The organism is Desulfatiglans parachlorophenolica, from assembly GCF_055394735.1.
Genome location: NZ_AP042460.1, coordinates 1,858,595 through 1,881,508 on the forward strand (window position 1 = coordinate 1,858,595; position 22,914 = coordinate 1,881,508).

Annotated in this window: 16 protein-coding genes; 11 read left to right on the top strand and 5 right to left on the bottom strand. The window is 55.4% G+C overall.

Features of this window, described 5'->3' with window-relative positions:
• Positions 1 to 8: 8 nt before the first annotated feature.
• From ACZ500_RS08835 to ACZ500_RS08850, 4 genes are all read right to left on the bottom strand, one after another.
• Complete coding sequence (locus ACZ500_RS08835; RefSeq protein WP_464232139.1) at positions 9 to 773, bottom strand: WecB/TagA/CpsF family glycosyltransferase; 765 nt, start codon at positions 771 to 773, stop codon at positions 9 to 11.
• Positions 774 to 1,084: 311 nt separating this feature from the next.
• Entirely contained in the window at positions 1,085 to 1,336 is a 252-nt protein-coding gene (locus ACZ500_RS08840; RefSeq protein ID WP_464232140.1) for a flagellar FlbD family protein, read from the bottom strand.
• Between the two features lie 1,147 nt (positions 1,337 to 2,483).
• Positions 2,484 to 2,726, bottom strand: coding sequence for a hypothetical protein (locus tag ACZ500_RS08845; RefSeq protein ID WP_464232141.1), 243 nt, complete (start codon positions 2,724 to 2,726; stop codon positions 2,484 to 2,486).
• A gap of 572 nt (positions 2,727 to 3,298) precedes the next feature.
• The gene (locus ACZ500_RS08850; RefSeq protein WP_464232142.1) at positions 3,299 to 5,218 is read right to left on the bottom strand and encodes a hypothetical protein; all 1,920 of its coding nucleotides are present in this window, start codon (positions 5,216 to 5,218) and stop codon (positions 3,299 to 3,301) included.
• 971 nt (positions 5,219 to 6,189) lie between these two features.
• On the opposite strand from ACZ500_RS08850, the gene ACZ500_RS08855 reads away from it, so the two are divergent.
• The 6 genes from ACZ500_RS08855 (at position 6,190) to ACZ500_RS08880 (ending at position 14,149) form a co-directional block, all read left to right on the top strand.
• Positions 6,190 to 7,188 (top strand): Rpn family recombination-promoting nuclease/putative transposase, encoded by a 999-nt coding sequence (locus ACZ500_RS08855; protein WP_464232143.1) that lies wholly within the window; start codon positions 6,190 to 6,192, stop codon positions 7,186 to 7,188.
• Positions 7,189 to 7,287: 99 nt separating this feature from the next.
• Positions 7,288 to 8,871, top strand: a complete 1,584-nt coding sequence (locus ACZ500_RS08860; protein WP_464232144.1) for an ATP-binding protein — start codon at positions 7,288 to 7,290, stop codon at positions 8,869 to 8,871.
• Positions 8,872 to 9,713: 842 nt separating this feature from the next.
• Positions 9,714 to 10,832: an Rpn family recombination-promoting nuclease/putative transposase gene (locus ACZ500_RS08865; RefSeq protein ID WP_464232145.1), complete on the top strand. Its 1,119-nt coding sequence runs from the start codon at positions 9,714 to 9,716 to the stop codon at positions 10,830 to 10,832.
• A gap of 99 nt (positions 10,833 to 10,931) precedes the next feature.
• On the top strand, positions 10,932 to 12,515 hold the full coding sequence (locus ACZ500_RS08870) for an ATP-binding protein (RefSeq protein ID WP_464232146.1): 1,584 nt from the start codon (positions 10,932 to 10,934) through the stop codon (positions 12,513 to 12,515).
• Between the two features lie 167 nt (positions 12,516 to 12,682).
• Positions 12,683 to 13,714 (top strand): Rpn family recombination-promoting nuclease/putative transposase, encoded by a 1,032-nt coding sequence (locus ACZ500_RS08875; protein WP_464232147.1) that lies wholly within the window; start codon positions 12,683 to 12,685, stop codon positions 13,712 to 13,714.
• A 99-nt stretch (positions 13,715 to 13,813) separates the two neighbouring features.
• Positions 13,814 to 14,149: an AAA family ATPase gene (locus ACZ500_RS08880; RefSeq protein ID WP_464232148.1), complete on the top strand. Its 336-nt coding sequence runs from the start codon at positions 13,814 to 13,816 to the stop codon at positions 14,147 to 14,149.
• A gap of 845 nt (positions 14,150 to 14,994) precedes the next feature.
• Here the strand turns inward: ACZ500_RS08880 and ACZ500_RS08885 are convergent.
• Positions 14,995 to 16,329: an IS1380 family transposase gene (locus tag ACZ500_RS08885; protein WP_464232149.1), complete on the bottom strand. Its 1,335-nt coding sequence runs from the start codon at positions 16,327 to 16,329 to the stop codon at positions 14,995 to 14,997.
• Positions 16,330 to 16,519: 190 nt separating this feature from the next.
• On the opposite strand from ACZ500_RS08885, the gene ACZ500_RS08890 reads away from it, so the two are divergent.
• The 5 genes from ACZ500_RS08890 (at position 16,520) to ACZ500_RS08910 (ending at position 22,912) form a co-directional block, all read left to right on the top strand.
• Positions 16,520 to 17,680, top strand: a complete 1,161-nt coding sequence (locus ACZ500_RS08890) for a hypothetical protein (protein WP_464232150.1) — start codon at positions 16,520 to 16,522, stop codon at positions 17,678 to 17,680.
• Positions 17,681 to 18,793: 1,113 nt separating this feature from the next.
• Positions 18,794 to 19,096: a hypothetical protein gene (locus tag ACZ500_RS08895; protein WP_464232151.1), complete on the top strand. Its 303-nt coding sequence runs from the start codon at positions 18,794 to 18,796 to the stop codon at positions 19,094 to 19,096.
• Positions 19,097 to 19,195: 99 nt separating this feature from the next.
• Positions 19,196 to 20,779, top strand: coding sequence for an ATP-binding protein (locus ACZ500_RS08900; RefSeq protein ID WP_464232152.1), 1,584 nt, complete (start codon positions 19,196 to 19,198; stop codon positions 20,777 to 20,779).
• A gap of 792 nt (positions 20,780 to 21,571) precedes the next feature.
• Positions 21,572 to 22,699 (top strand): Rpn family recombination-promoting nuclease/putative transposase, encoded by a 1,128-nt coding sequence (locus tag ACZ500_RS08905; RefSeq protein WP_464232153.1) that lies wholly within the window; start codon positions 21,572 to 21,574, stop codon positions 22,697 to 22,699.
• Positions 22,700 to 22,798: 99 nt separating this feature from the next.
• Complete coding sequence (locus ACZ500_RS08910) at positions 22,799 to 22,912, top strand: AAA family ATPase (protein WP_464232154.1); 114 nt, start codon at positions 22,799 to 22,801, stop codon at positions 22,910 to 22,912.
• The last annotated feature ends 2 nt before the right edge of the window (positions 22,913 to 22,914 follow it).

Genomic DNA, 22,914 nt, shown 5'->3' on the forward strand with positions numbered 1-22,914 from the left:
GGAGCGGATTATCTGAATCGACTCCGCTTCTCGTGCAAAACCAGGCTCAGAAAAAGGGGGGTGGAAACAAGATTCCGGCGCCACAGCCGCCGGGGCTCTTGGATGAGCCTCGGCAGCCATTCGAGACCATGGTCCAAAAACCAGCGCGGAGCGCGTTTCACAGTCCCAACGTAAAAATCGAACACTGCCCCGACCGCAGCGATCAACGCCGCATCGAGCCTACGCCGATTCAGGTATATCCACTTTTCCTGCTTCGGAGCGCTCATCCCTACCCACAAAACATCGGGGCGGGCAGCGTTTACCGCAGCAACCATATCTCGCGTGTCGTTCTCGTCGAAATCGGGTTTAAAAGGCGGCGAATACATCCCGACAATCTCGACGTTGGGATATTGCCTTGAAAACTTATCGCGGATCCGTTCGAGGTTTTTATAGGTCGATCCCAGGAAAAAGCATCGGTATCCGCCCCTCCGGTTCATATGCAGGTTTACTTCGCGGAAGATGTCGCTCCCCGTGATGCGCTCGCGAATCGCACCGCCAAGGATACGCGATGCGAAGACGATCCCGGTTCCGTCGGGCACGACGATGTCCGCATCCCTGAGAGCCATCGAGAACACCGGATCCCGCCTTGCCAGAACGATGGAGTGCGGATTCAGGCACGCCACGACCCGACGTTCGGCCCTGGATCCCAACCCGCGCAGGATCCTATCGATGCAGGCATCGAGGGTGGCTTGTGTAACGCCCAGGCCAAGGATAGGTTCCGTGTAGTCCTTCATGACCTGCTCACCGCCTGCAAACGCTAAAAATTTTTGCTGAGTTGTCTGGTCTCGAACCGGATTCCTTGCCTGTTGCGGTATGGCAAGACTCCCCGGGCACAACCTGCTTGGGCAAAATGAAGGAATGGCGGCTGGCCATTCGCAGAACGCTCGACCATATTCTGAACAGGGGGGAAAAGTGCTTCTCTAAGAAGGCCAAGCCTTAGGATCCTGGTGATCCTTTTCGGGGTTGCTCGGCACAGCTCCGCTCCTTCGGTTCCTGGCCCGACCATTCCTTTAGATACTGATTTACTGGCAGATTTTGGAGGTTTTCACCTCTCCTGCCGAATCAATCCCGGCCCGCCGGTTCCATCGGTTGATTCGATATCGAAAGAACTGCACCCGAGATTGATCAACCGAAAATAGTTGTCTATCTTCGTGCACAACTCCTGCGCGGAATCCCGGACGGTCAGGGTCTGCTTCGTCGTGAAGGTGATGACCGTATCGGGCTTCGACCTGATGGAGAATATGTGCAGCGGATTCACCCACATCTTCGAGTTATCGATGAGCACAACCTCGATCATTTCCCGCCCCTTCCCCTGTCGGCCATGCCGCCCGCTCTGTGGGCGGAGGGTGATGGCTGCAGGAACTCCGGGACACCGGCCCCAGATCTGTGCCCCCGCCTGGCCTGGCTGCGCCGGCGGCCTCAGCAACACGGCACAGACATCGTCAGAGTGTGATCCTGCGCTGCTGCACCTCCGTCGCTCGGCAGACGCCGCCACGCAATTCCTATCAAAATGATAGACTCCCGGTGGGACGTTCCGCTCCAACTTCGGCGCTCCAGCGATTACCGGCCAGGTTCATCGCTGAAGCCTCCAACAAAAGCCCGCCCGAGGGGGCCCCATCCCGGCAAGCCTCCGCAAATAGGACGGGGCTGCGGGGTTGACCCCGGCAAGCATCCAAGTCTATCGAGTGATATCGAGTCGATGAGGGCACCGGTGACTGAGTCAGTCGCTCCGGCAGGTAACCGCAATAGGATGTGCCAGAGTTGTGCCAAATGCGTAAGCGGCTGTTATCATGGGATGTTCAAATATAGAAACGAAAATGTTCCCAATTTATACTATCATTTTGATCCTCTTAAAGGCCTTGTCTATCATTTTGATAGACATGCCGTGGTCCGAACGGGACCGATGAGCAGCGCCGAGGGACAAACGATGTCTTGCGAAAATCGATCTATGGAGTGATTACGAAGGCTTGAACGCGGAATCGTTTCACAGCAGACAAAAGATCCGATCCGAGCTGCAGCGCAAGATGCGAGGGTCAGATTGGCGTAAACCGCGTGGCCGCTGGGCCGTAGGGGAGAATATATCTTTTGATCCTGGAGAGTTACCTGGTGTCTATCATTTTGATAGACCATGACGGCCTATATCGGGGGATCGCGAGGCCGTCGATTCCTTCGCCAAGGAGGTGGTCACCGAACGGTTTGTTCGGAAACCCTCGGGGCCGATGGATAAACCGCGCGCTGATGTTCTGTCCACGGAGTGTGCGGTCCTCGGTCAGATCTGAGGAATACGGAAAACACTTCTTTTGAAGGGGAATGGGCGGCCCCGGCCAAGGTTTTGGCAGTCCGCGCCACGCGCCGGAGGGGGTGACTGACGGGGTACCTCTCGGAGTTCTGCACTCAAACGTCCGTAAAGCGACACAACGCGGTGGTGCGGCAAGCAAACACCGTTACTTGATCCAGAGGCTTGCGCCGTTGCACCCGATGGACTTCCACAAGACGAAGAAGGGCTGCACCGCGCCGGCGGGCGGATACTGCTCGAGCACCGTGCTGCTCAAGTTGAAAGGGTTTTTTGGCAGGACGGTCCCATCGATGTCGTAGACAGCCAATTCCACGTTGTAAAATCTTATATTTACGTTCGCAATGGGTTTTGCGGCCTCGGCGATCATCACCAGAGCCTCTTCGAGAGTCATGCCTTTGAGATCCGGAAAGACCAGGTTGAAATCCCGATAGACGGCATAGCCGGCGGCAAAGGGGTTGCTGGTTCAGGAGAAAGTACTCCCGGAGCCGGCCCAGTTTTTGGAGGTCCATTTCGACTTTTCCGGATATCTTTCCCCAATGAACCGATTTACTCCCGATACGGATGGATTTATCTCCGGCCGGTACAAACCGGCATTTTCTAAATCTCGAAGAAGTGTCATCGACTGTCTGGCTGATGGGCCGTTGTTCAGGGAGTGTGACGAGATGAACGTCTTTCACGTTCGGCGGGGACAGCTTACGGATGGTGGCAGCTCCGATGGAAGGGATCATCCACTGCGCCTGATTGACCGCCACAACGAACTTACCAAAATTGCTGGATGGTTTGATGACCGCTCGATGTGTTCTATGACGCTCTGACGAATCGAACTGGGGCATTTGTCTATTCACATGGTCCAAATTGAATCGAGTATCACACATGATATGCCTCCATGGAAGTTCATTGTACAAGTGCATTAATTGCATAAATGATTCAAAATCATTAATTAATAATCCGTTGTTTACAATTTTACCTTTTTATACAGTAGATTTTCCATAGTGTCTTACCAGGTGTAGGATAGATGTTCAAGTTTAAGCGATCAATTTCCTCTGTTTTCGTAAAAGGATCAGATATAATCCTTTTGCGATCAGATCTTTTCTCAACATCAAGAAATGTGCTGTATATTCCGTGAATACCGCCGCCTAGATCATAGATGTGTGTCGACAGGCACTCGATGCATATTTTACGATCGTCAAGGGACCGGCTCAGATCCTCCCAAAGTTCTAAAAACTCTCTACAACCGTCACAAAAATTGTCAAGTTCTTCACCGTAATAAGGCACCTTCTTTGGGGTAATCCATATGCTCTGGACGGGTACGCTATTACGAAGCCGGCAAACTTCTTCGGCACCCTCTTCCAGCTCATTAAAGTACGCGTCCACTTGAGGCTTTGAGGAAAAGAACTCGTTAAGTGTTTCCTCATCTACCTGTTTGTAGATCGCTTTGTATTTCTCATCATAAGGGCTCCAGCTCGGATCCCCAAACTCCTCGGCCCTGCGCTTCCTCTCCGCCCTCCAGTGTTCGTAATAGGGGAGCCAGAATTGACGGGTGCATTCGAAGTATGGCTTGGTCTTCTTCTTTTTGCGAAGCTCGATGATCGGTTCGCCACGGGTCCGCCTGCCCTTCAAAAACCGCCACCTGGATCTTTTCTCTTGCAGCGGCACCCCGTAGGCATGATTCACCCAGATGCCCCTCACCGCCCTCAGGACCTCCTTCTGTGTTTTATCGGAGATGAACAACTTCCGCATGACATCCTTGGCCCTCCGGATCGTTTTCTCGTAAAACGCTGGATTGGGGTCTTCGTGCATGGATTTCAAAGGAGCGCCGCTATCGGCGCGTTCGGGCCGGGTTCGATACAGCTGCACCTGCAACCCTTCTTTCGCTGATTCCTTTTCGGCTTCCGGGGAGGGACCGGAACCGAGGACACTCGGCGGCTTTGCGGGCGGAGAAAACTGCTCGAGCGGCTTCGAAAAGCATTCACCGAGTCCGGGAAAAAGCAGGTCGGGAATGGACGGCGGGCGATGGTCGGCGGCGGTGGTCCAAGGGGACGGAATGGGGTTCGAAGGGTCAAGGAAGTTGTACTTCGCGGGATCGAGGAAGTTCAGCGGCCTTTCAGGGCGCGCGGGCCATTGTTTCAGGGCGGTGGACCGCTCCATCTCGCTGTCCCTTTTTTGGGTCTTCTCATCATGATCGACGGCAACAGAGGTCTTTTTCCTACGATAGAGTTCCTTTCTCAGATGCGGCATTCGTCTTTCTTTTTTCAATACGGGCATTCGCCCGGGCTTATCGTTCACACCATGGTTGCGAATGCCGGGGACGGCCTCCCGCTCGATCGGGGGGCAGGCTTCCATAGCTCCGGTGATCACGTCGATGATCCCCCGCACCTCGAATAGAGGCAGGCTCCGTGTGCCGTTTTCAAACGACCAGGGATCCATCAGACCGTAGGAGACGATCGGCGTGAGGCGGGGGCGGCTCTTGAGGGCCTGCAGGTCGGAGCGGAGCCGCTTCATGGCGGCTGCGGAATGCAGGGGAAACATAACCGGCTCGATGAGCGGGGCGATCAGATCCTGCAGCTCTACCGGCTGCTCGGCGTCCTTGAGCAAACGGTCGCTCGATTGGATCAGATCCCTGATGCCATAGAGGAAATAGTCCTTTCCCAGCGGCAGATGGATCAGACGCGCGAGGTCGCTCTCCACACGGGAAAGGGCCCTCGCCTTTCTCTCCTCGAGGCTCGGCATGCACCCGCACCAGGGCCTATGTTCAAAATCGCGCCGACGCAGGGCGACCGTTTCCGGATCGCCGCCCTGCTTGACCTTGAAGGTTCGGGCGGCGAGATCCAGTTCAAAGGGGATTTGCCGATGGCTGAACGAGATGGTGGTGATCGGAGGCATCGGGTTCCTGCTCATGAAGGTTCATTGGAGGAACTCAAACGGTCAAAAAGGGTGAAGCAGGATCTGTGCCACACAATCAGGCCGCAGGTGGAGGGGGTGGTTCCTGCCGTTCGGGTGGTTGAATGCCCGATCGGGACAAAAGGAGAGCGAAACCAAAAGTAAAAACCCATAGCACATGCACAATCAACAGTGCATCGCACATCCTCTGCGAGGCGGGTTGTCCTGACCACGACGGGCCTTCGTGTGCAGGACCTCCCGACCGAAAACACCAATCTCTGCCCACACGGGTAGATTTCTGCATGTTGATCATATGGAGTTGACCGAAAACACCAATCTCTGCCCACACGGGTGGATTCTACGGATGATAGCCAACCATGCAGCCTCCCCGCACCAACCTCGGCCCACACGGGTGGATTTCTACTCGGCAAGCGACGGAAAGCCCCTGTCAATAGCTGCCTCCAGGCGGATGGGGCGAACCCGTCATAGACCGGGACCAAGATATGAATGAGCCAGCAACCTCTATGCGGATGGGGCAAACCCCCTCTGAGCGAACATCACGAGCAGGAGATTGTACCAACCACCACGCCCGTGGGCGAATCTGAAGTCAACGATGATCTGCTGAATGAGCTTACCACCAGCCTCCGCGCCCTTGGGCGAATCTTCGGATTACCATATCCGGGCAGTGGCGGCCGATGGCCGGTCACGCCGGAAGAATACATTCTCCCTCAGCGGATGACGCTCAACCCTCTGCAATAGACGTTCTTGCGAGCGGATGACGTTTTGCGCACTGCAATACATGAATCCCATCCGGCACAAAAAGTGCTTGCAATGGCATGGATGATTGCCACCGGTCAAAAAACGGGCAGATATAGCCGGAAAAAAAACAGCCAAGACGGGCGGCCCTCCCCTTCAGGGCTGCAGCCGCACCCTGCCCGGTTTGAAGCTTGACGAGACGAGGGAGCACGTTTAACATGACCTCAGATAAGGTAAACAGTCCACATGACAGGTACTTCAAGCAAACCCTGTCGCACGCGGATCAGGCCAGGGACTTCGTGCTCCACTACCTGCCGGCGGAGATCACGCGCCTGCTGGAGCTGGATACCCTTTCGGTGTGCAAGGGCAGTTTCGTCGACCGCCAACTGCAGCACTATTTCTCCGATCTGCTCTACGAGGTCGAGATCGAGCAAGGCGGTTCGGCCTTCGTCTATCTGCTCTTCGAGCACAAGAGTTCTCCGGATCGCCTGACCGCCTACCAGGTGCTGCGCTACATGGTCCGGATATGGGCGGAGTGGTTGAAACGGGGAGAGGCCGGGGCGCTCCCGCCGGTGATTCCGGTCGTTCTCTACCACGGTTTGGGCTGCTGGAAGATCGGGCTTACGTTCGAAGACCTCTTCGAGCTGCCCCGGGAGTTGCGCCCTCTGGTGCCGAAGTTCGAGTATCTGCTATGCGACCTGTCGCAATACAGCGACGAACAAATCAAGGGCGCCATTCGGCTCAGGCTGCCGCTCCTGCTGCTGAAGCATATCTTCTCCGATGATCTCGTGGAGCGGCTGCCGGACTTTCTTCGGCTGTTGGAATCCCTGTCCGACAGCCAAAGCGCCCTCGAAGCGCTGGAGGCCGCGCTGCGCTACGTGGCCTCCGCCAGCGATCGGGTGGAAGCCAATGATCTGATCAAAAGCGCCAAGGCGGTTCTTGACGGGAAGGGAGGTGGTATTATGCCCACTCTGGCGGAGCAATGGATCAAGCAAGGCATGCAACGAGGCCTGCAGCAAGGAGTGCAGCAAGGGACACTGAGGGGAACACGCGCGATGTTGGTTGAGGCCTTGAGAACCAAATTCAATGCCGTTCCCCCAAAGGTCGTCAAGCAAATCGAGAAGATTGAAGATACAGAGGTTTTGACACAGCTTTTGCGAGAGGTCATCCATGTCCGCGACATGGAGGAATTCAAGGCCGTCCTCGCTCAGATCTGAGAGATGTAGAATGCACCCTTCTTGACCGGGAAGAAGCCGCACCGGGCAGGCCAGGGAGTTTCGCCGGGCAGAGAATGTGAATCCGGGAGCACACGCAAGATGACCGCCAAAAAGAAACTGCCGATCGGGGTGCAGTCTTTCCGCAAGATTCGGGAAGGCGATTATTATTATGTGGATAAAACCGGATTTATTCTGGGGCTGATCGAGGAGGGAAGCTACTACTTTCTCTCCCGGCCCCGCCGCTTCGGAAAAAGCCTGCTGGTGGACACCCTGAAGGAACTCTTCAGCGGGAGCCGGGAGCTGTTTGCCGGGCTTTACGCCGAGGGACACTGGGACTGGTCCGTATCCCACCCGGTCTTGCTCTTCAGCTTTGCCGGGGGTGTGCTCGGGTCGGTGGCGGATCTGCAGAATCATCTGGAGCGGCAGCTCGATCTGCACGAAAAGGCCTTGGGGGTCGAAGCCCACTACCCCGAAATCCGAAGCCGCTTCGCCGACCTGATTCTGCACGCCCATCGGCAAACCGGCCGGCGGGTAGTTATATTGGTGGACGAGTACGACAAGCCCATCCTGGACGCCATCGCGGACCGGGAAGAGGCCGCCCGGGTACGGGACGTGCTGCGCGACTTCTACTCGGTGATCAAGGACAACGACGCCCACATCCGCTTCGCCTTCCTGACCGGAGTCTCAAAATTCAGCAAGGCTGGAATCTTCTCGGGCCTCAACAACCTGAGGGACATCACGGTGGAAGCGCCCTACTCGGCCATCTGCGGCTACACCGAGACCGACCTGGAGACAGTCTTCGCCCCTGAGCTTCCGGGCCTGGATCGGGCGGCCGTGCGGGAGTGGTACAACGGCTACAACTGGCTGGGGGAGAGCGTCTACAACCCCTTCGACGTGCTGCTGCTCTTCTCCAAGCGCACCTTCGGGGCCTACTGGTTCGAGACCGGCACCCCCACCTTCCTGGTCAAGCTCCTGCTGGAGCGGGGTGTATTCACCCCCAGCCTGGGGCAGACCGTGGCATCCGAAATGCTCCTTTCGACCTTCGATGTAGACACCATGCCTGTCGAGGCCCTGCTCTTCCAGACCGGCTACCTGACCTTCCACCGGACGGAGGATATCGCCGGCGCGCGGTTTTTCCGCCTGGGCTATCCCAATCGCGAGGTCTACCAAAGCCTGAATGTCTGCCTTGCCGGCGCCTTCCTGAATGACTTGGGCCGCGAGACCCAGCTGCGCCTGAACCTGCTGCGCAGCCTGCAGTCCGCCGACTTCGCCGCCCTCGAGGCCCATTTCCGGGCCCTGTTCGCCGCCATCCCCGCCGACTGGCACCGCAGGAACTCGATCGGCGAGTACGAAGGCTACTACGCGAGCGTCTTCTACAGCCATTTCGCGGCCCTCGGGCTGGACATCCGGGTGGAGGACGCCACCAGCCGCGGCCGGGTGGACATGACGGTGCTCTTCGAGGGGCGGGTGTTCGTCTTCGAGTTCAAGGTGGTGGAGCTGGAGCCCGAGGGACGGGCCCTGGAGCAGATCCTGGCCCGGCGCTACGCCGAGAAGTACCAGGACCTGGGCCGGCCGATCCACCTGATCGGCGTCGAGTTCAGCCGCAAGGAGCGGAACCTCTGCGGCTTCGAGGTCCGAAGCCTTGCCCCACCGGCTGCAGAAAACGCAGGGCCGCCGCGATAATGGCCCTTGAAGGCACGCAACGCTTCCGACTGCCACATTCTCATCCAACCCCTTGAAGCACCCCCCTGTCGCTGACTGATGATCTGTCCCCGAAGACTGCTTGCCGACACCATCGCCTCCCCCCATGTTTACGCGCTACCGAATCCGAAACCCATCTTGTTTCCATCTATGGATTCGGTTCGAAGGACGTCCCCTGCGGGCTGAACGAGGCCGTGGCGAGCGGGGCACCGTCCTGTTTTCCTTCGCTCAGGCTGCGACCCGGAAGGCCGGCAGACCTAGGGTTCGAGGGGAGAACAGGGAAGATAGGTAAAACGGCCCCGCCATTGTGCACAAAAGACTGTGCATATCGAATCTGCCGCGAACGGCTGTCCCGACCGCGGCGGACTTTTCCGAAAGTCTTCGAACTTGGGGACACCTGCCTCTGCACGTATAGAGGGATCCACAGCATGGGTTGCCGCACCGGGGGGAGCTGCGCGTACCTGCCTCTGCGCGCATAGAGGGATATATTTCTCTGCGCGGATACATGAATTCTCGGATTGCCGCATCCGGGCGCTCGCGCCCGATGGCCGGTCACGTCGGGAGAATACATTCTCGCTAAGCGGATGACGCTCAACCCTCTGCCATAGACGTTCTTGCGAGCGGATGACGTTTTGCGCACTGCAATACATGAATCCCATCCGGCACAAAAAGTGCTTGCAATGGCATGGATGATTGCCACCGCTCAAAAAACGGGCAGATATAGCCGGAAAAAAAGCAGCCAAGACGGGCGGCCCTCCCCTTCAGGGCTGCAGCCGCCCCCCTGCCCGGTTTGAAGCTTGACGAGACGAGGGAGCACGTTTAACATGACCTCAGATAAGGTAAACAGTCCACATGACAGATACTTCAAGCAAACCCTGTCGCACGCGGATCAGGCCAGGGACTTCGTACTCCACTACCTGCCGGCGGAGATCACGCGCCTGCTGGATCTGGATACCCTTTCGGTGTGCAAGGGCAGCTTCGTCGACCGCCAACTGCAGCACTATTTCTCCGATCTGCTCTACGAGGTCGAGATCGAGCAAGGCGGTTCGGCCTTCGTCTATCTGCTCTTCGAGCACAAGAGTTCTCCGGATCGCCTCACCGCCTACCAGGTGCTGCGCTACATGGTCCGGATATGGGCGGAGTGGTTGAAACGGGGAGAGGCCGGGGCGCTCCCGCCGGTGATCCCGGTGGTTCTCTATCACGGTCTGAGCTGCTGGAAGATCGGGCTCGCGTTCGAAGACCTCTTCGAGCTGCCCCGGGAGTTGCGCCCTCTGGTGCCGAAGTTCGAGTATCTGCTATGCGACCTGTCGCAATACAGCGACGAGCAGATCAAGGGTGCCATCCGGCTCAGGCTGCCGCTCCTGCTGCTGAAGCATATCTTCTCAAAGGATCTGACGGCGCGGCTGCCGGACTTCCTCGAACTCCTCAGGTCCCTGTCGGACAACGAGAGCGCCCTCGAAGCCCTGGAGGCGGCGCTGCGCTACGTGGCCTCCGCGAACGAGCAGGTGAAGGCCGAGGATCTGATTAAAAACGCCAAAGCTGTTTTTCACGAGAAGGGAGGTGACATTATGCCTACTCTGGCGGAGCAATGGATCGAGCAAGGTATGCAAAAAGGTATGCAAAAAGGTATGCAAAAAGGCATGGAGCAAGGCAGAAAGCAGGGCTTACATCAAGGTATGGAACAGGGCATGAAGCAAGGTATGCAAAAAGGCATGCAACAGGGCAAAAAGCAAGGTTTACACCAAGGAATACAAGAGGGAAAACTGAAAGGGGCGCGCGCGATGGTGGCGGAGGCCCTGAGAACGAGATTCAACGCCCTTCCTGCAGGGGTCGTCGAGAAGATCGAGGAAATTGACGATGTAGATGTCCTGACAAAACTCTTGAGAGAAGCGATCGATGCCCGCGACATGGAGAAATTCAAGACGGTCCTCGCTCAGATCTGAGGGATGTAGAATGCACCCTCCTTGACCGATAAGGAGTCACACCGGTCAGGCCGGGGACTTTCGCCGGGCAGTGAATGCAACATCGGGAGCAATCGCAAGATGACCGCTAAAATGAAGCTGCCCATCGGGGTGCAGTCTTTCCGGGAAATCCGGGAGAGCGGCTACTATTACGTGGACAAGTCCGCCTATGCCGTGGACCTGGCCGAACAGGGCAAGTACTACTTTCTCTCGCGCCCCCGACGCTTCGGAAAAAGCCTGCTGGTGGACACCCTGAAGGAACTCTTCAGCGGGAGCCGGGAACTCTTTGCCGGGCTTTACGCCGAGGACCACTGGGACTGGTCCGTGTCCCACCCGGTCTTGCTCTTCAGCTTTGCCGGGGGTGTCCTGGGATCGGTCGAGGCGCTTGAAAACAGCCTGATCGAGCAGCTTACGTACGCTGAGGAGAATTGGGGGATCAGCATGCGGTTTCCCGAAATCCGCAGCCGCTTCAAACAGCTCATCCGCCAAACCCATGAAAAAACCGGCCGGCAGGTGGTAATATTGGTGGACGAGTACGACAAGCCCATCCTGGACGCCATCGCGGACCGGGAAGAGGCCGCCCGGGTACGGGACGTGCTGCGCGACTTCTACTCGGTGATCAAGGACAACGACGCCCACATCCGCTTCGCCTTCCTGACCGGAGTCTCCAAGTTCAGCAAGGCCGGGATCTTCTCGGGCCTCAACAACCTGCGGGACATCACGGTGGAAGCGCCCTACTCGGCCATCTGCGGGTACACCGAGGAAGATTTGGAGACAGTCTTCGCCCCGGAGCTTCCGGGCCTCGATCGGGCGGCCATCCGGGAATGGTACGACGGCTACAACTGGCTGGGGGAGAGCGTCTACAACCCCTTCGACGTGCTGCTGCTCTTCTCGAAGCGCACCTTCGGGGCCTACTGGTTCGAGTCCGGCACCCCCACTTTCCTGGTCAAGCTCCTGCTGGAGCGGGGTGTATTCACCCCCAGCCTGGGGCAGACCGTGGCATCTGAAATGCTGCTCTCGACCTTCGATGTGGACACCATGCCCGTCGAGGCCCTGCTCTTCCAGACCGGTTACCTGACCTTCGCCGGGACGCGGCGCATGGGCGCCCGGACCGAGTACCGGCTGGGCTACCCCAACCTGGAGGTGCAGAGCGCCCTGAACGATGTGCTGCTCAAATCTTTGCTGGCCGATCCCGGAGCGGCCGAGGGGGTCGTAAGCCGCCTTTACGATGTGTTGAGCACCGCCGACTTCACCGCCCTCGAGGCCCATTTCCGGGCCCTGTTCGCCGCCATTCCCGCCGACTGGCACCGCAAAAACGCCATCGCCGAGTACGAGGGCTACTACGCGAGCGTCTTCTACAGCCATTTTGCGGCCCTCGGGCTGGACATCCGGGTGGAAGACGCCACCAGCCGCGGCCGGGTGGACATGACCGTGCTTTTCGAGGGGCGGGTGTTCGTCTTCGAGTTCAAGGTGGTGGAACTCGAGCCCGAGGGCCGCGCCCTGGAGCAGATCCTGGCCCGCCGCTATGCCGACAAATACCTGGACCTGGGCCGGCCCATCCATCTGATCGGCGTCGAGTTCAGCCGCAAGGAACGGAACCTCTGCGCATTCGAGGTCCGGAGCCTGGCCCCACTGGCCACAGAAAACGCAGGGCCGCCGGGATAATGGCCCCTGAAGGCCCTCAACGCTTCCGACTGCCACATCCTGATCCAACCTCTTGAAACACCCCCCTGTCGCTGACCGATGCTCTGTCCCGGAAGACTGTTTGCCGGCACCATCGCCTCCCCCCTTGCCCGGTTTGGAGCTTGACGAGATGAGGGAGCACGTTTAACATGGCTTCAGATAAGGTAAACAGTCCGCATGACAGGACCTTCAAGCAAACCCTGTCGCACGCGGATCAGGCCAGGGACTTCGTGCTCCACTACCTGCCGGCGGAGGTCACGCGCCTGCTGGATCTGGATACCCTTTCGGTGTGCAAGGGCAGTTTCGTCGACTGCCAACTGCAGCACTATTTCTCCGATCTGCTCTACGAGGTCGAGATCGAGCAAGGCGGTTCGGCCTTCGTCTATCTGCTCTTCGAGCACAAGAGTTCTCCGGATCGCCTGACCGCCTACCAGGTGCTGCGCTACATGGTCCGGATATGGGCGGAGTGGTTGAAACGGGGAGAGGCCGGGGCGCTCCCGCCGGTGATCCCGGTGGTTCTCTATCACGGTCTGAGCTGCTGGAAGATCGGGCTTACGTTCGAAGACCTCTTCGAGCTGCCCCGGGAGTTGCGCCCTCTGGTGCCGAAGTTCGAGTATCTGCTATGCGACCTGTCGCAATACAGCGACGAACAAATCAAGGGCGCCATTCGGCTCAGGCTGCCGCTCCTGCTGCTGAAGCATATCTTCTCCGATGATCTCGTGGAGCGGCTGCCGGACTTTCTTCGGCTGTTGGAATCCCTGTCCGACAGCCAAAGCGCCCTCGAAGCGCTGGAGGCCGCGCTGCGCTACGTGGCCTCCGCCAGCGATCGGGTGAAGGCCGAGGATCTGATTAGAAACGCCAAAGCTGTTTTTCACGAGAAGGGAGGTGACATTATGCCCACTCTGGCAGAGCAGTGGATCGAGCAAGGCATGCAAAAGGGCATGGAGCAAGGCAGAAAGCAGGGCTTACACCAAGGAATACAAGAGGGAACACTGAAAGGGACGCGCGCGATGGTGGCGGAGGCCCTGAGAACGAAATTCGACGCCCTTCCTGCAGACATCGTCCAGAAGATCGAGGAAACCGACGATGTAGGTGTCCTGACAAAACTCTTGAGAGAAGCGATCAACGCCCGCGACATGGAGGAATTCAAGACGGTTCTCGCTCAGATCCAAGGGATATGAAAAGCGCCTTTGAACCGCCTTCCGGGCGACGGCAGGAGAGCCGGGGGATGATCGCATCCGCCGCCGGGCGACACATGCAACACCGGGAGCAAACGCAAGATGACCGCCAAAAAGAAACTGCCGATCGGGGTGCAGTCTTTCCGCAAGATTCGGGAAGGCGATTATTATTATGTGGATAAAACCGGATTTATTCTGGGGCTGATCGAGGAGGGAAGCTACTACTTTCTCTCGCGCCCCCGACGCTTCGGAAAAAGCCTGCTGGTGGACACCCTGAAGGAGCTCTTCAGCGGGAGCCGGGAGCTCTTTGCCGGGCTCTACGCCGAGGGCCACTGGGACTGGTCCGTGTCCCACCCGGTCCGCGAGACCCAACTGCGCCTGAACCTGCTGCGCAGCCTTCAGTCCGCGCCATGCGCCGGAGAGGTCGGCCTGGGCTGAAAGGCCTTTCCGAAGAGGCCGAGCCAGCCGGCGGATATTCTTTGAGCACCTTGTGGCTCAAGCTATAAGATGATGAATTCTTTGCCTTCCAGCTTCCTAAGCAAGATCCTGCATACCCCCTTCGAACAGTTCCCATCCGGAAAAAGTCTTTTTTGCCAATCCCGCCGCCAATCTGCACCTTTGCTTGTGTGGCGACCACCAGGTCGCCTCCGCACAAGGTTTGCTTTTCCTGATATTGGCCCAAAATCCTCATTTCCGGATAGGAAACTGGATTGCACCGGAAAATCATTTCCGGATGGAAAACTGGCTAGAGCGGCATGCCACACCGAAGAGCAATGCACGATCATTTGTGCATGTCCCCCCCTGAAATACCGTCAAAAAATGGGCCGAGTGCCCTGTCTCTGACATTCATCCTGCTTTCCCGTCCAGAATCGCTCACTTTCGGAAATCCCCACATCCATGTCGATCCAACGTCTTAGGCGATCCCCTAGACAGCAGCCGCTTCTCCAAACACATTTCATGGCATCTGGCACATACTTTGCTTAAAAACTGAAAAGAGGATAAAATTCACCAAGAAACAATAACCATGATAGAGCACTTTCAAATCAAGATCTGAAATATACCTGAATCCGTGAGACTCCAGTAAACGGTCGCCCGGTTTCAGGCTCAGAAGCGTAATATCGGCCAGTCCACCGGTAGATGTGAGTGTCCTGAGGCTTCTACACTCACTATTAGAGTCGTTCTTTGATGCTCTTTGCTAAATAGTTATGTTTTATGGCTTTTTTTAGGCATAATTCACCCTGAGATAACCTATCTTGGTTGATGAAACTTCCTGGTTTGCGGATCTAGCCGCATGCCAGGCGGTTGTACACAGCCCCGAAGGCTTCAAAAGCCGGACAATGTCGGCTAAAGACGATTTTTAAACGCCGGCCGGTTGTGACCAACCGCGCAGTCAGATACATCAGTTCCTGGATGACCGTTTTGATGCGGCGCCTTTTGGCCGGATGGCGTAAGGGCGACCGGTCTCCGACGAGGCCCAACTGCCCGATGAAACGCAGGATGTTGTAGGCCAGACCGGCCAAGGTCAAGATCAGGGCATTGGTGGCGAACTTGCCCGATGGCAGGCGTTCCATGTCCATGTCGGATTTGATCTCACTGTGGAACTGCTCGCTGGTGGCGTGGTCCTCGTAAAGCCGGATCACCTTTTCATCCGGCAGATCGAGCGTCGTCCACCAGGCCTCCACCTCGATGTCCGGTTTGAGCAGCAGTTGACCGCGTTTGTCGCTGGTGCGCTCAACGGCCCGCATCACCCTTTGGAAGCGGTAAGTTTTGCCCTGATATTCCTGGCGGATGTGGACTCGGAGGATTCCGACCCTTTTGCCGGGTCGCGGGGAGGTAACCCTCCCTTTGGTAAAGATCTGGCTGGCCCACTCCGCCTGGTCTTCGTTACGCGGGTTCCATTTGATGATGTAGCTGACTTTTTCATGCCCCGCCAGGGTGGCACGGGCTTCGAGGGCATCGTGGGCGGAATCCAGACGGACAAGGAGCTTGTCCGAGGTCAGGGTGCGGGCCTTTTTCAGAACACGTTCCAGGTAGGGGATGAACTCGCACTGGCTGTGCTGTTTGCCTTCCCGCAGTTCGAGTTCCAGGCACCAACCCTCCCGGCCCAGATAAGCGGCGATGGGCGCATACCCATCCGTGCCGGAGTAGGTGCGGGAAACCCCCTCTTTCTTGGTCTGGGAGTTGTCCATGGGGAACACATCGCAATCAAGAGGAATGTGCCCGGTATCCAATTTTGTAATCAACGCTTTGGAATTACGGATAAAATCGACTGCTGCAGCATCCACCAAAGGCCGCAGACCCACGGCAACATCATCCAGGCGTTGGCGTAAAGTTTCAGCCGAAGGCACTTTACGAATACCCAGGGACTGCTTGAAATAGGTGTCATCTTTCTTATTGGTTATGGCTTCATAGTCGCTTTGACCAAGAGAGAGCATGCCGACATAGCTGCGCACGACGTCGTCCAGTCCGATTCCGGTGACGCCTTTGGCAAGAGGAAATGCCTTCCGTGCTTTGCCTGGCAGGTCGCTGTAATAGTTGATGCCCAGTCCGATCAATGCAAGACCCGAGTGCGATGTGTAGAAATCTTTTTTGGACCGCTCAAGGATAAATCGTTTCACGTTTCACCTCCCAAGTGATCTTTTGACAGGTGAAACCGTAGCATAGTTAGTGAATAAAATCAATATATTATATTGCTATGCGCGTTAATTTTATAAGTAATTCGCTCACGGATTCAGGATATAAATAAAAAAAGTAATTCTTATTAGAGTAAAACAACATTTTTTATATATAAACAATGGAGATATTAATATGAAAAAATTACTTTCCACATTTATTCTATTTAACTTAATTTTTATCACAAACTTTTCTGCTGCCGAAATTGAAAGCATAAACAATAGAAATGAATTAATATTAAAAATTCATTTTAACAAATTGCTCAATTTAAATGAAATAAAGAAATTTGCCATTTCAAACAGCGATATTTTTACACTTATAATGCTTGAGGGGAAATTCGTGATCGGTGGAACAGAGCATTATGAATTCTTCCTTGTTCAACCAAGTGAAAAATTATATAAGATAAACCTAGAAAATATTCATAGCACATTTAACAAATATAGACATGCACTATTCCAATCCATCTTAGAAACAGCATACGAATTGGATGATGACATAGTTATTAATCGTTACGACATGTTAGAATCAATGCACAGAATGCTATATGACCAATCCGATATTCCAACACATATTTCTAAAGCTACGATTCAAACTACGCATATTCAATTAAGCGAAATAATAAAAAGACATACAAACATAATTCAACACATCGAAATAGCATCTATAGATAAATTCGACAGAAATATATATCAGGAAAATTTCGATCAAGATACTGACGAAACCCATGATATCTACCAAAACGAGAAAAATTATACAGAAAATGACATAAAAACATGGTGGCCAAATGTAGGATATTCACATACTTATCAGTATTCTCCAACTGAGAGATATACGTTACAGTATATGGGATGGTATAATCCAAATTTTACCGAAATTGACACATATGAACATGACTACTTTCTTTACAATTACGACAATGCCACATACTTGCGTAACGGAAGCACATCCTACCCAAATTGTTATCCCTTGATTGTCTATGCTGCAACAACATGGCCATCGGATTCTCACCCCTATCTGGATACAAGATATAACTATTTTGGATGCGAATTTAATGAATTAGCTTTTACAATAGGAGCATCAAAGGCTAAATCAATTCCAGGAAATATATGGCACTACAATTATTTCATAACAAAAAATGGAAATTCGAGCAGCGACAAATTCAAATTACAAGCGCAAAAAGGTTATCGCAATCCTAGCTGGTGCTACAGCACATGGTGCAGTTTTAGCGAAAAAATCGTGAATTTAGTTCCTGCATGGAGTTCGTCAGTCCCTGGAACAGTACGCTGGACCAAATAATAGTGACTATAAAAAAATAAGTGTCCATCCATAAATAGAGATTTTTTCAGTTCACAAACTAGATTGGTATTGACTCGCATCATGAATTTGTAACCGATCAGGGGATCTGGATCAAACGGCGGGCTGAGCAATCCAGGCAAGATCAGTTCGAGGCCGTTGAAGGTTGCGTGCACGGCCTCGACAAGCACGGGGGAGGTTGTTTTTTTCTACAGGCGGCATGTCTGCCCGAGGGAGAGGATACACTCCACCCAACGGTTGCTTTTTCAACAATCTCGGCGTCAATCTGCACGTTTGTTTGATGATCCCGGGACGCAGGAATTGCTCTTAACTCATGCCTTCGGCTCCCTTATCACGATTTTTGATTCCGTCAATAAGGTCTTGCAAAACGATTTCGCATATTATAAAAAGATCATCTAGAATAGTATTTATCCGCTCGTAATCTTCCGCATGCGGATGGTTAACCTCGGAACCATCAAGGGTATCTGCTGCTGCTATTTTTTGCTCATTTTTTGCTTGAATTTTCTTGTTTATTGCTGTTATTGGAGTGGGATTGAATAGCCTTTCAGCAACAAATTGAGAAAAATGCCCATTTTGATTTATTTAATCTATGAGAAAATTTTTTATAAAATCTATTTATTTGGGGATACTCAGTGCTATCCTCACTATTTTTGTTACACCACAAAGGGCGATAAACCAATCCCAATTATCTCAATTACAGTATGGCTATCCTTTTCAATTCATACTCGAAGATCGTTCTCGACTCAACCCGGAATTATTTCCACAGCGGTATTATTGCTGCAATCCACTCGAATATAAAATAGAATTTATATGGATTAAATTCATTTTATCATGCATGTTCTTTACATTTATCTATTATCTCATTTTATATGCTATTTATTATTACCACAAATTTTACTTCACAATCAAAAATAATAAATTTGTTCAGATATTATAGTATATATTCTTATAGAACTGGAATCGCGACTGTCAGATGTCTTTGAATTTCTGAGAGTCCTGCGTTCTAGAGGGTTTTTCAAGTATCAAAAACTTTTAAAATCTCTCGAAAGCACACCCCGCATGCTTTCACGAGTGAGCCGTGTCGCAGGAGCGGCTTTGTTTAGAAACGCCAAAGCTGTTTTTGAGGAGAAGGAAGGTGATATTATGCCCACTCTGGCGGAGCAATGGATCAAGCAAGGCATACAACGAGGCCTGCAGCAAGGAGTGCAACAAGGGACACTGAGGGGAACACGCGCGATGGTGGTTGAAGCCTTGAGAACCAAATTCAACGCCGTTCCCACAAAGGTCGTCAAGCAAATCGAGAAGATTGATGACACAGATGTTTTGACACATCTTTTGCGAAAATTCCTCCATGTCCGCGACATGGAGGAATTCAAGGCCGCCCTCGCTCAGATCTGAGAGATGTAGAATACACCCTTCTTGACCGGGAAGGAGCCGCACCGGGCAGGCCGGGGACCTGCGCCGGGCGATACATGCAACACTGGGAGCACACACCAGATGACCGCTAAAAAGAAGCTGCCCATCGGGGTGCAGTCTTTCCGGGAAATACGGGAGGGCGGCTACTATTACGTCGACAAGTCCGGCTATGCAGTGGACCTCGCCGACCAGGGCAAGTACTACTTTCTCTCGCGCCCCCGGCGCTTCGGAAAAAGCCTGCTGGTGGACACCCTGAAGGAACTCTTCAGCGGGAGCCGGGAGCTCTTTGCGGGGCTTTACGCCGAGGGACACTGGGACTGGTCCGTATCCCACCCGGTCCTGGTCTTCAGCTTCGCCGGAGGCGTACTCAAGTCGGTGGCGGATCTGCAGAAGCATCTGGAGCGGCAGCTCGATCTGCACGAAAAGACCCTGGGGGTCGAAGCCCACTACCCCGAAATCCGAAGCCGCTTCGCCGACCTGATTTTACAGGCCCACCGGCAGAGCGGCCGCCGGGTGGTCATCCTCGTGGACGAATACGACAAGCCCATCCTGGACGCCATCGCGGACCGGGAAGAGGCCGCCGGGGTGCGGGACGTGCTGCGCGACTTCTACTCGGTGATCAAGGACAACGACGCCCACATCCGCTTCGCCTTCCTGACCGGAGTCTCCAAGTTCAGCAAGGCCGGGATCTTCTCGGGTCTCAACAACCTGCGGGACATCACGGTGGAAGCGCCCTACTCGACCATCTGCGGCTACACCGAGGCCGACCTCGAGACGGTCTTCGCCCCGGAGCTCCCGGGCCTGGACCGGGCGCTCATCCGGGAGTGGTACAACGGGTACAACTGGCTGGGGGAGAGCGTCTACAACCCCTTCGACGTGCTGCTGCTCTTCTCCAAGCGCATCTTCGGGGCCTACTGGTTCGAGACCGGCACCCCCACCTTCCTGGTCAAGCTGCTTACGGAACGGGGCGTCTTCACCCCAAGCCTGGGGCAGACCGTGGCATCCGAAATGCTCCTTTCGACCTTCGATGTGGACACCATGCCCACCGAGGCCCTGCTCTTCCAGACCGGTTACCTGACCTTCGCCGGGACGCGCCGCATGGGCGCCCGGACCGAGTACCGGCTGGGCTATCCCAACCTGGAGGTGCAAAGCGCCCTCAACGATGTGCTGCTCAAATCCCTGCTCGCCGATCCCGGAGCGGCCGAGGGGGTCGTAAGCCGGCTGTACGATGTGTTGAGCACCGCCGACTTCATCGCCCTCGAGGTCCATTTCCGGGCCCTGTTCGCCGCCATCCCCGCCGACTGGCACCGCAGGAACACGATCGGCGAGTACGAAGGCTACTACGCGAGCGTCTTCTACAGCCACTTCGCGGCCCTCGGGCTGGACATCCGGGTGGAGGACGCCACCAGCCGCGGCCGGGTGGACATGACGGTGCTCTTCGAGGGGCGGGTGTTCGTCTTCGAGTTCAAGGTGGTGGAGCTGGAGCCCGAGGGCCGGGCCCTGGAGCAGATCCTGGCGCAGCGCTACGCCGAGAAGTACCAGGACCTGGGCCGGCCCATCCATCTGATCGGCGTCGAGTTCAGCCGCAAGGAGCGGAACCTCTGCGGCTTCGAGGTCCGAAGCCTGGCCCCACCGGCTGCAGAAAACGCAGGGCCGCCGCGATAATGGCCCTTGAAGGCACGCAACGCTTCCGACTGCCACATTCTCATCCAACCCCTTGAAGCACCCCCCTGTCGCTGACTGATGATCTGTCCCCGAAGACTGCTTGCCGACACCATCGCCTCCCCCCATGTTTACGCGCTACCGAATCCGAAACCCATCTTGTTTCCATCTATGGATTCGGTTCGAAGGACGTCCCCTGCGGGCTGAACGAGGCCGTGGCGAGCGGGGCACCGTCCTGTTTTCCTTCGCTCAGGCTGCGACCCGGAAGGCCGGCAGACCTGGGGTTCGAGGGGAGAACAGGGAAGATAGGTAAAACGGCCCCGCCATTGTGCACAAAAGACTGTGCATATCGAATCTGCCGCGAACGGCTGTCCCGACCGCGGCGGACTTTTCCGAAAGTGTTCGAAGTTAGGGATATATTTCTCTGCGCGGATACATGAATTCTCGGATTGCCGCATCCGGGCGCTCGCGCCCGATGGCCGGTCCCGCCCGAAGAATACATTCTCGCCAAACGGATGACGCTCACCCCTCTGCCATAGACGTTCTTGAGAGCGGATGACGCTCAACCCTCTGCCATAGACGTTCTTGCGAGCGGATGACGTTTTGCGCACTGCAATACATGAATCCCATCCGGCACAAAAAGTGCTTGCAATGGCATGGATGATTGCCACCGCTCAAAAAACGGGCAGATATAGCCGGAAAAAAAGCAGCCAAGACGGGCGGCCCTCCCCTTCAGGGCTGCAGCCGCCCCCCTGCCCGGTTTGAAGCTTGACGAGACGAGGGAGCACGTTTAACATGACCTCAGATAAGGTAAACAGTCCACATGACAGGTACTTCAAGCAAACCCTGTCGCACGCGGATCAGGCCAGGGACTTCGTGCTCCACTACCTGCCGGCGGAGATCACGCGCCTGCTGGATCTGGATACCCTTTCGGTGTGCAAGGGCAGTTTCGTCGACCGCCAGCTGCAGCATTACTTCTCCGATCTGCTCTATCAGGTCGAGATCAAACCGGGCGGTTCGGCCTTCGTCTATCTGCTCTTCGAGCACAAGAGTTCTCCGGATCGCCTCACCGCCTATCAGGTGCTGCGCTACATGGTCCGGATATGGGCGGAGTGGTTGAAACGGGGAGAGGCCGGGGCGCTCCCGCCGGTGATTCCGGTCGTTCTCTATCACGGTTTGAGCTGCTGGAAGATCGGGCTCGCGTTCGAAGACCTTTTCGAACTGCCCCGGGAGTTGCGCCCTCTGGTGCCGAAGTTCGAGTATCTGCTATGCGACCTGTCACAATACAGCGACGAGCAGATCAAGGGCGCCATTCGGCTCAGGCTGCCGCTCCTGCTGCTGAAGCATATCTTCTCAAAGGATCTGACGGCGCGGCTGCCGGACTTCCTCAAGCTCCTCAGGTCCCTGTCGGACAACGAGAGCGCCCTCGAAGCGCTGGAGGCGGCGCTGCGCTACGTGGCCTCCGCGAACGATCAGGTGAAAGCCGAGGATCTGATCAGAAACGCCAAAGCTGTTTTTCACGAGAAGGGAGGTGACATTATGCCTACTCTGGCGGAGCAATGGATCGAGCAAGGGATGCAAAAAGGCATGCAACAAGGTATGCAACAAGGTATGCAAAAGGGCATGGAGCAAGGCAGAAAGCAGGGCCTACACCAAGGCATAGAACAGGGCATTCAACAAGGCATGGAACAGGGCAAAAAGCAAGGTTTACACCAAGGAATACAAGAGGGAACACTGAAAGGGACGCGCGCGATGGTGGCGGAGGCCCTGAGAACGAAATTCAACACCCTTCCTGCAGAGATCGTCGAGAGGATCGAGGAAACCGACGATGTAGATGTCCTGACAAAACTCTTGAGAGAAGCGATCAACGCCCGCGACATGGAGGAATTCAAGACGGTCCTCGGTCAGATCCAAGGGATATGAAAAGCGCCTTTGAACCGCCTTCCGGGCGACGGCAGGAGAGCCGGGGGATGATCGCATCCGCCGCCGGGCGGTGACCACAACACCGGGAGCACACACCAGATGACCGCCAAAAAGAAACTGCCGATCGGGGTGCAGTCTTTCCGCAAGATTCGGGAATGCGATTATTATTATGTGGATAAGACCCGATTTATTCTGGGGCTGATCGAGGCCTGAAC

Bases quoted from the DNA above. Each gene is read 5' to 3' on its own strand.
- ACZ500_RS08835 (WP_464232139.1), bottom strand. From the start codon at position 773: ATGAAGGACTACACGGAACCTATCCTTGGCCTGGGCGTTACACAAGCC.
- ACZ500_RS08840 (WP_464232140.1), bottom strand. From the start codon at position 1,336: ATGATCGAGGTTGTGCTCATCGATAACTCGAAGATGTGGGTGAATCCG.
- ACZ500_RS08845 (WP_464232141.1), bottom strand. From the start codon at position 2,726: ATGACTCTCGAAGAGGCTCTGGTGATGATCGCCGAGGCCGCAAAACCC.
- ACZ500_RS08850 (WP_464232142.1), bottom strand. From the start codon at position 5,218: ATGCCTCCGATCACCACCATCTCGTTCAGCCATCGGCAAATCCCCTTT.
- ACZ500_RS08855 (WP_464232143.1), top strand. From the start codon at position 6,190: ATGACCTCAGATAAGGTAAACAGTCCACATGACAGGTACTTCAAGCAA.
- ACZ500_RS08860 (WP_464232144.1), top strand. From the start codon at position 7,288: ATGACCGCCAAAAAGAAACTGCCGATCGGGGTGCAGTCTTTCCGCAAG.
- ACZ500_RS08865 (WP_464232145.1), top strand. From the start codon at position 9,714: ATGACCTCAGATAAGGTAAACAGTCCACATGACAGATACTTCAAGCAA.
- ACZ500_RS08870 (WP_464232146.1), top strand. From the start codon at position 10,932: ATGACCGCTAAAATGAAGCTGCCCATCGGGGTGCAGTCTTTCCGGGAA.
- ACZ500_RS08875 (WP_464232147.1), top strand. From the start codon at position 12,683: ATGGCTTCAGATAAGGTAAACAGTCCGCATGACAGGACCTTCAAGCAA.
- ACZ500_RS08880 (WP_464232148.1), top strand. From the start codon at position 13,814: ATGACCGCCAAAAAGAAACTGCCGATCGGGGTGCAGTCTTTCCGCAAG.
- ACZ500_RS08890 (WP_464232150.1), top strand. From the start codon at position 16,520: ATGAAAAAATTACTTTCCACATTTATTCTATTTAACTTAATTTTTATC.
- ACZ500_RS08900 (WP_464232152.1), top strand. From the start codon at position 19,196: ATGACCGCTAAAAAGAAGCTGCCCATCGGGGTGCAGTCTTTCCGGGAA.
- ACZ500_RS08905 (WP_464232153.1), top strand. From the start codon at position 21,572: ATGACCTCAGATAAGGTAAACAGTCCACATGACAGGTACTTCAAGCAA.
- ACZ500_RS08910 (WP_464232154.1), top strand. From the start codon at position 22,799: ATGACCGCCAAAAAGAAACTGCCGATCGGGGTGCAGTCTTTCCGCAAG.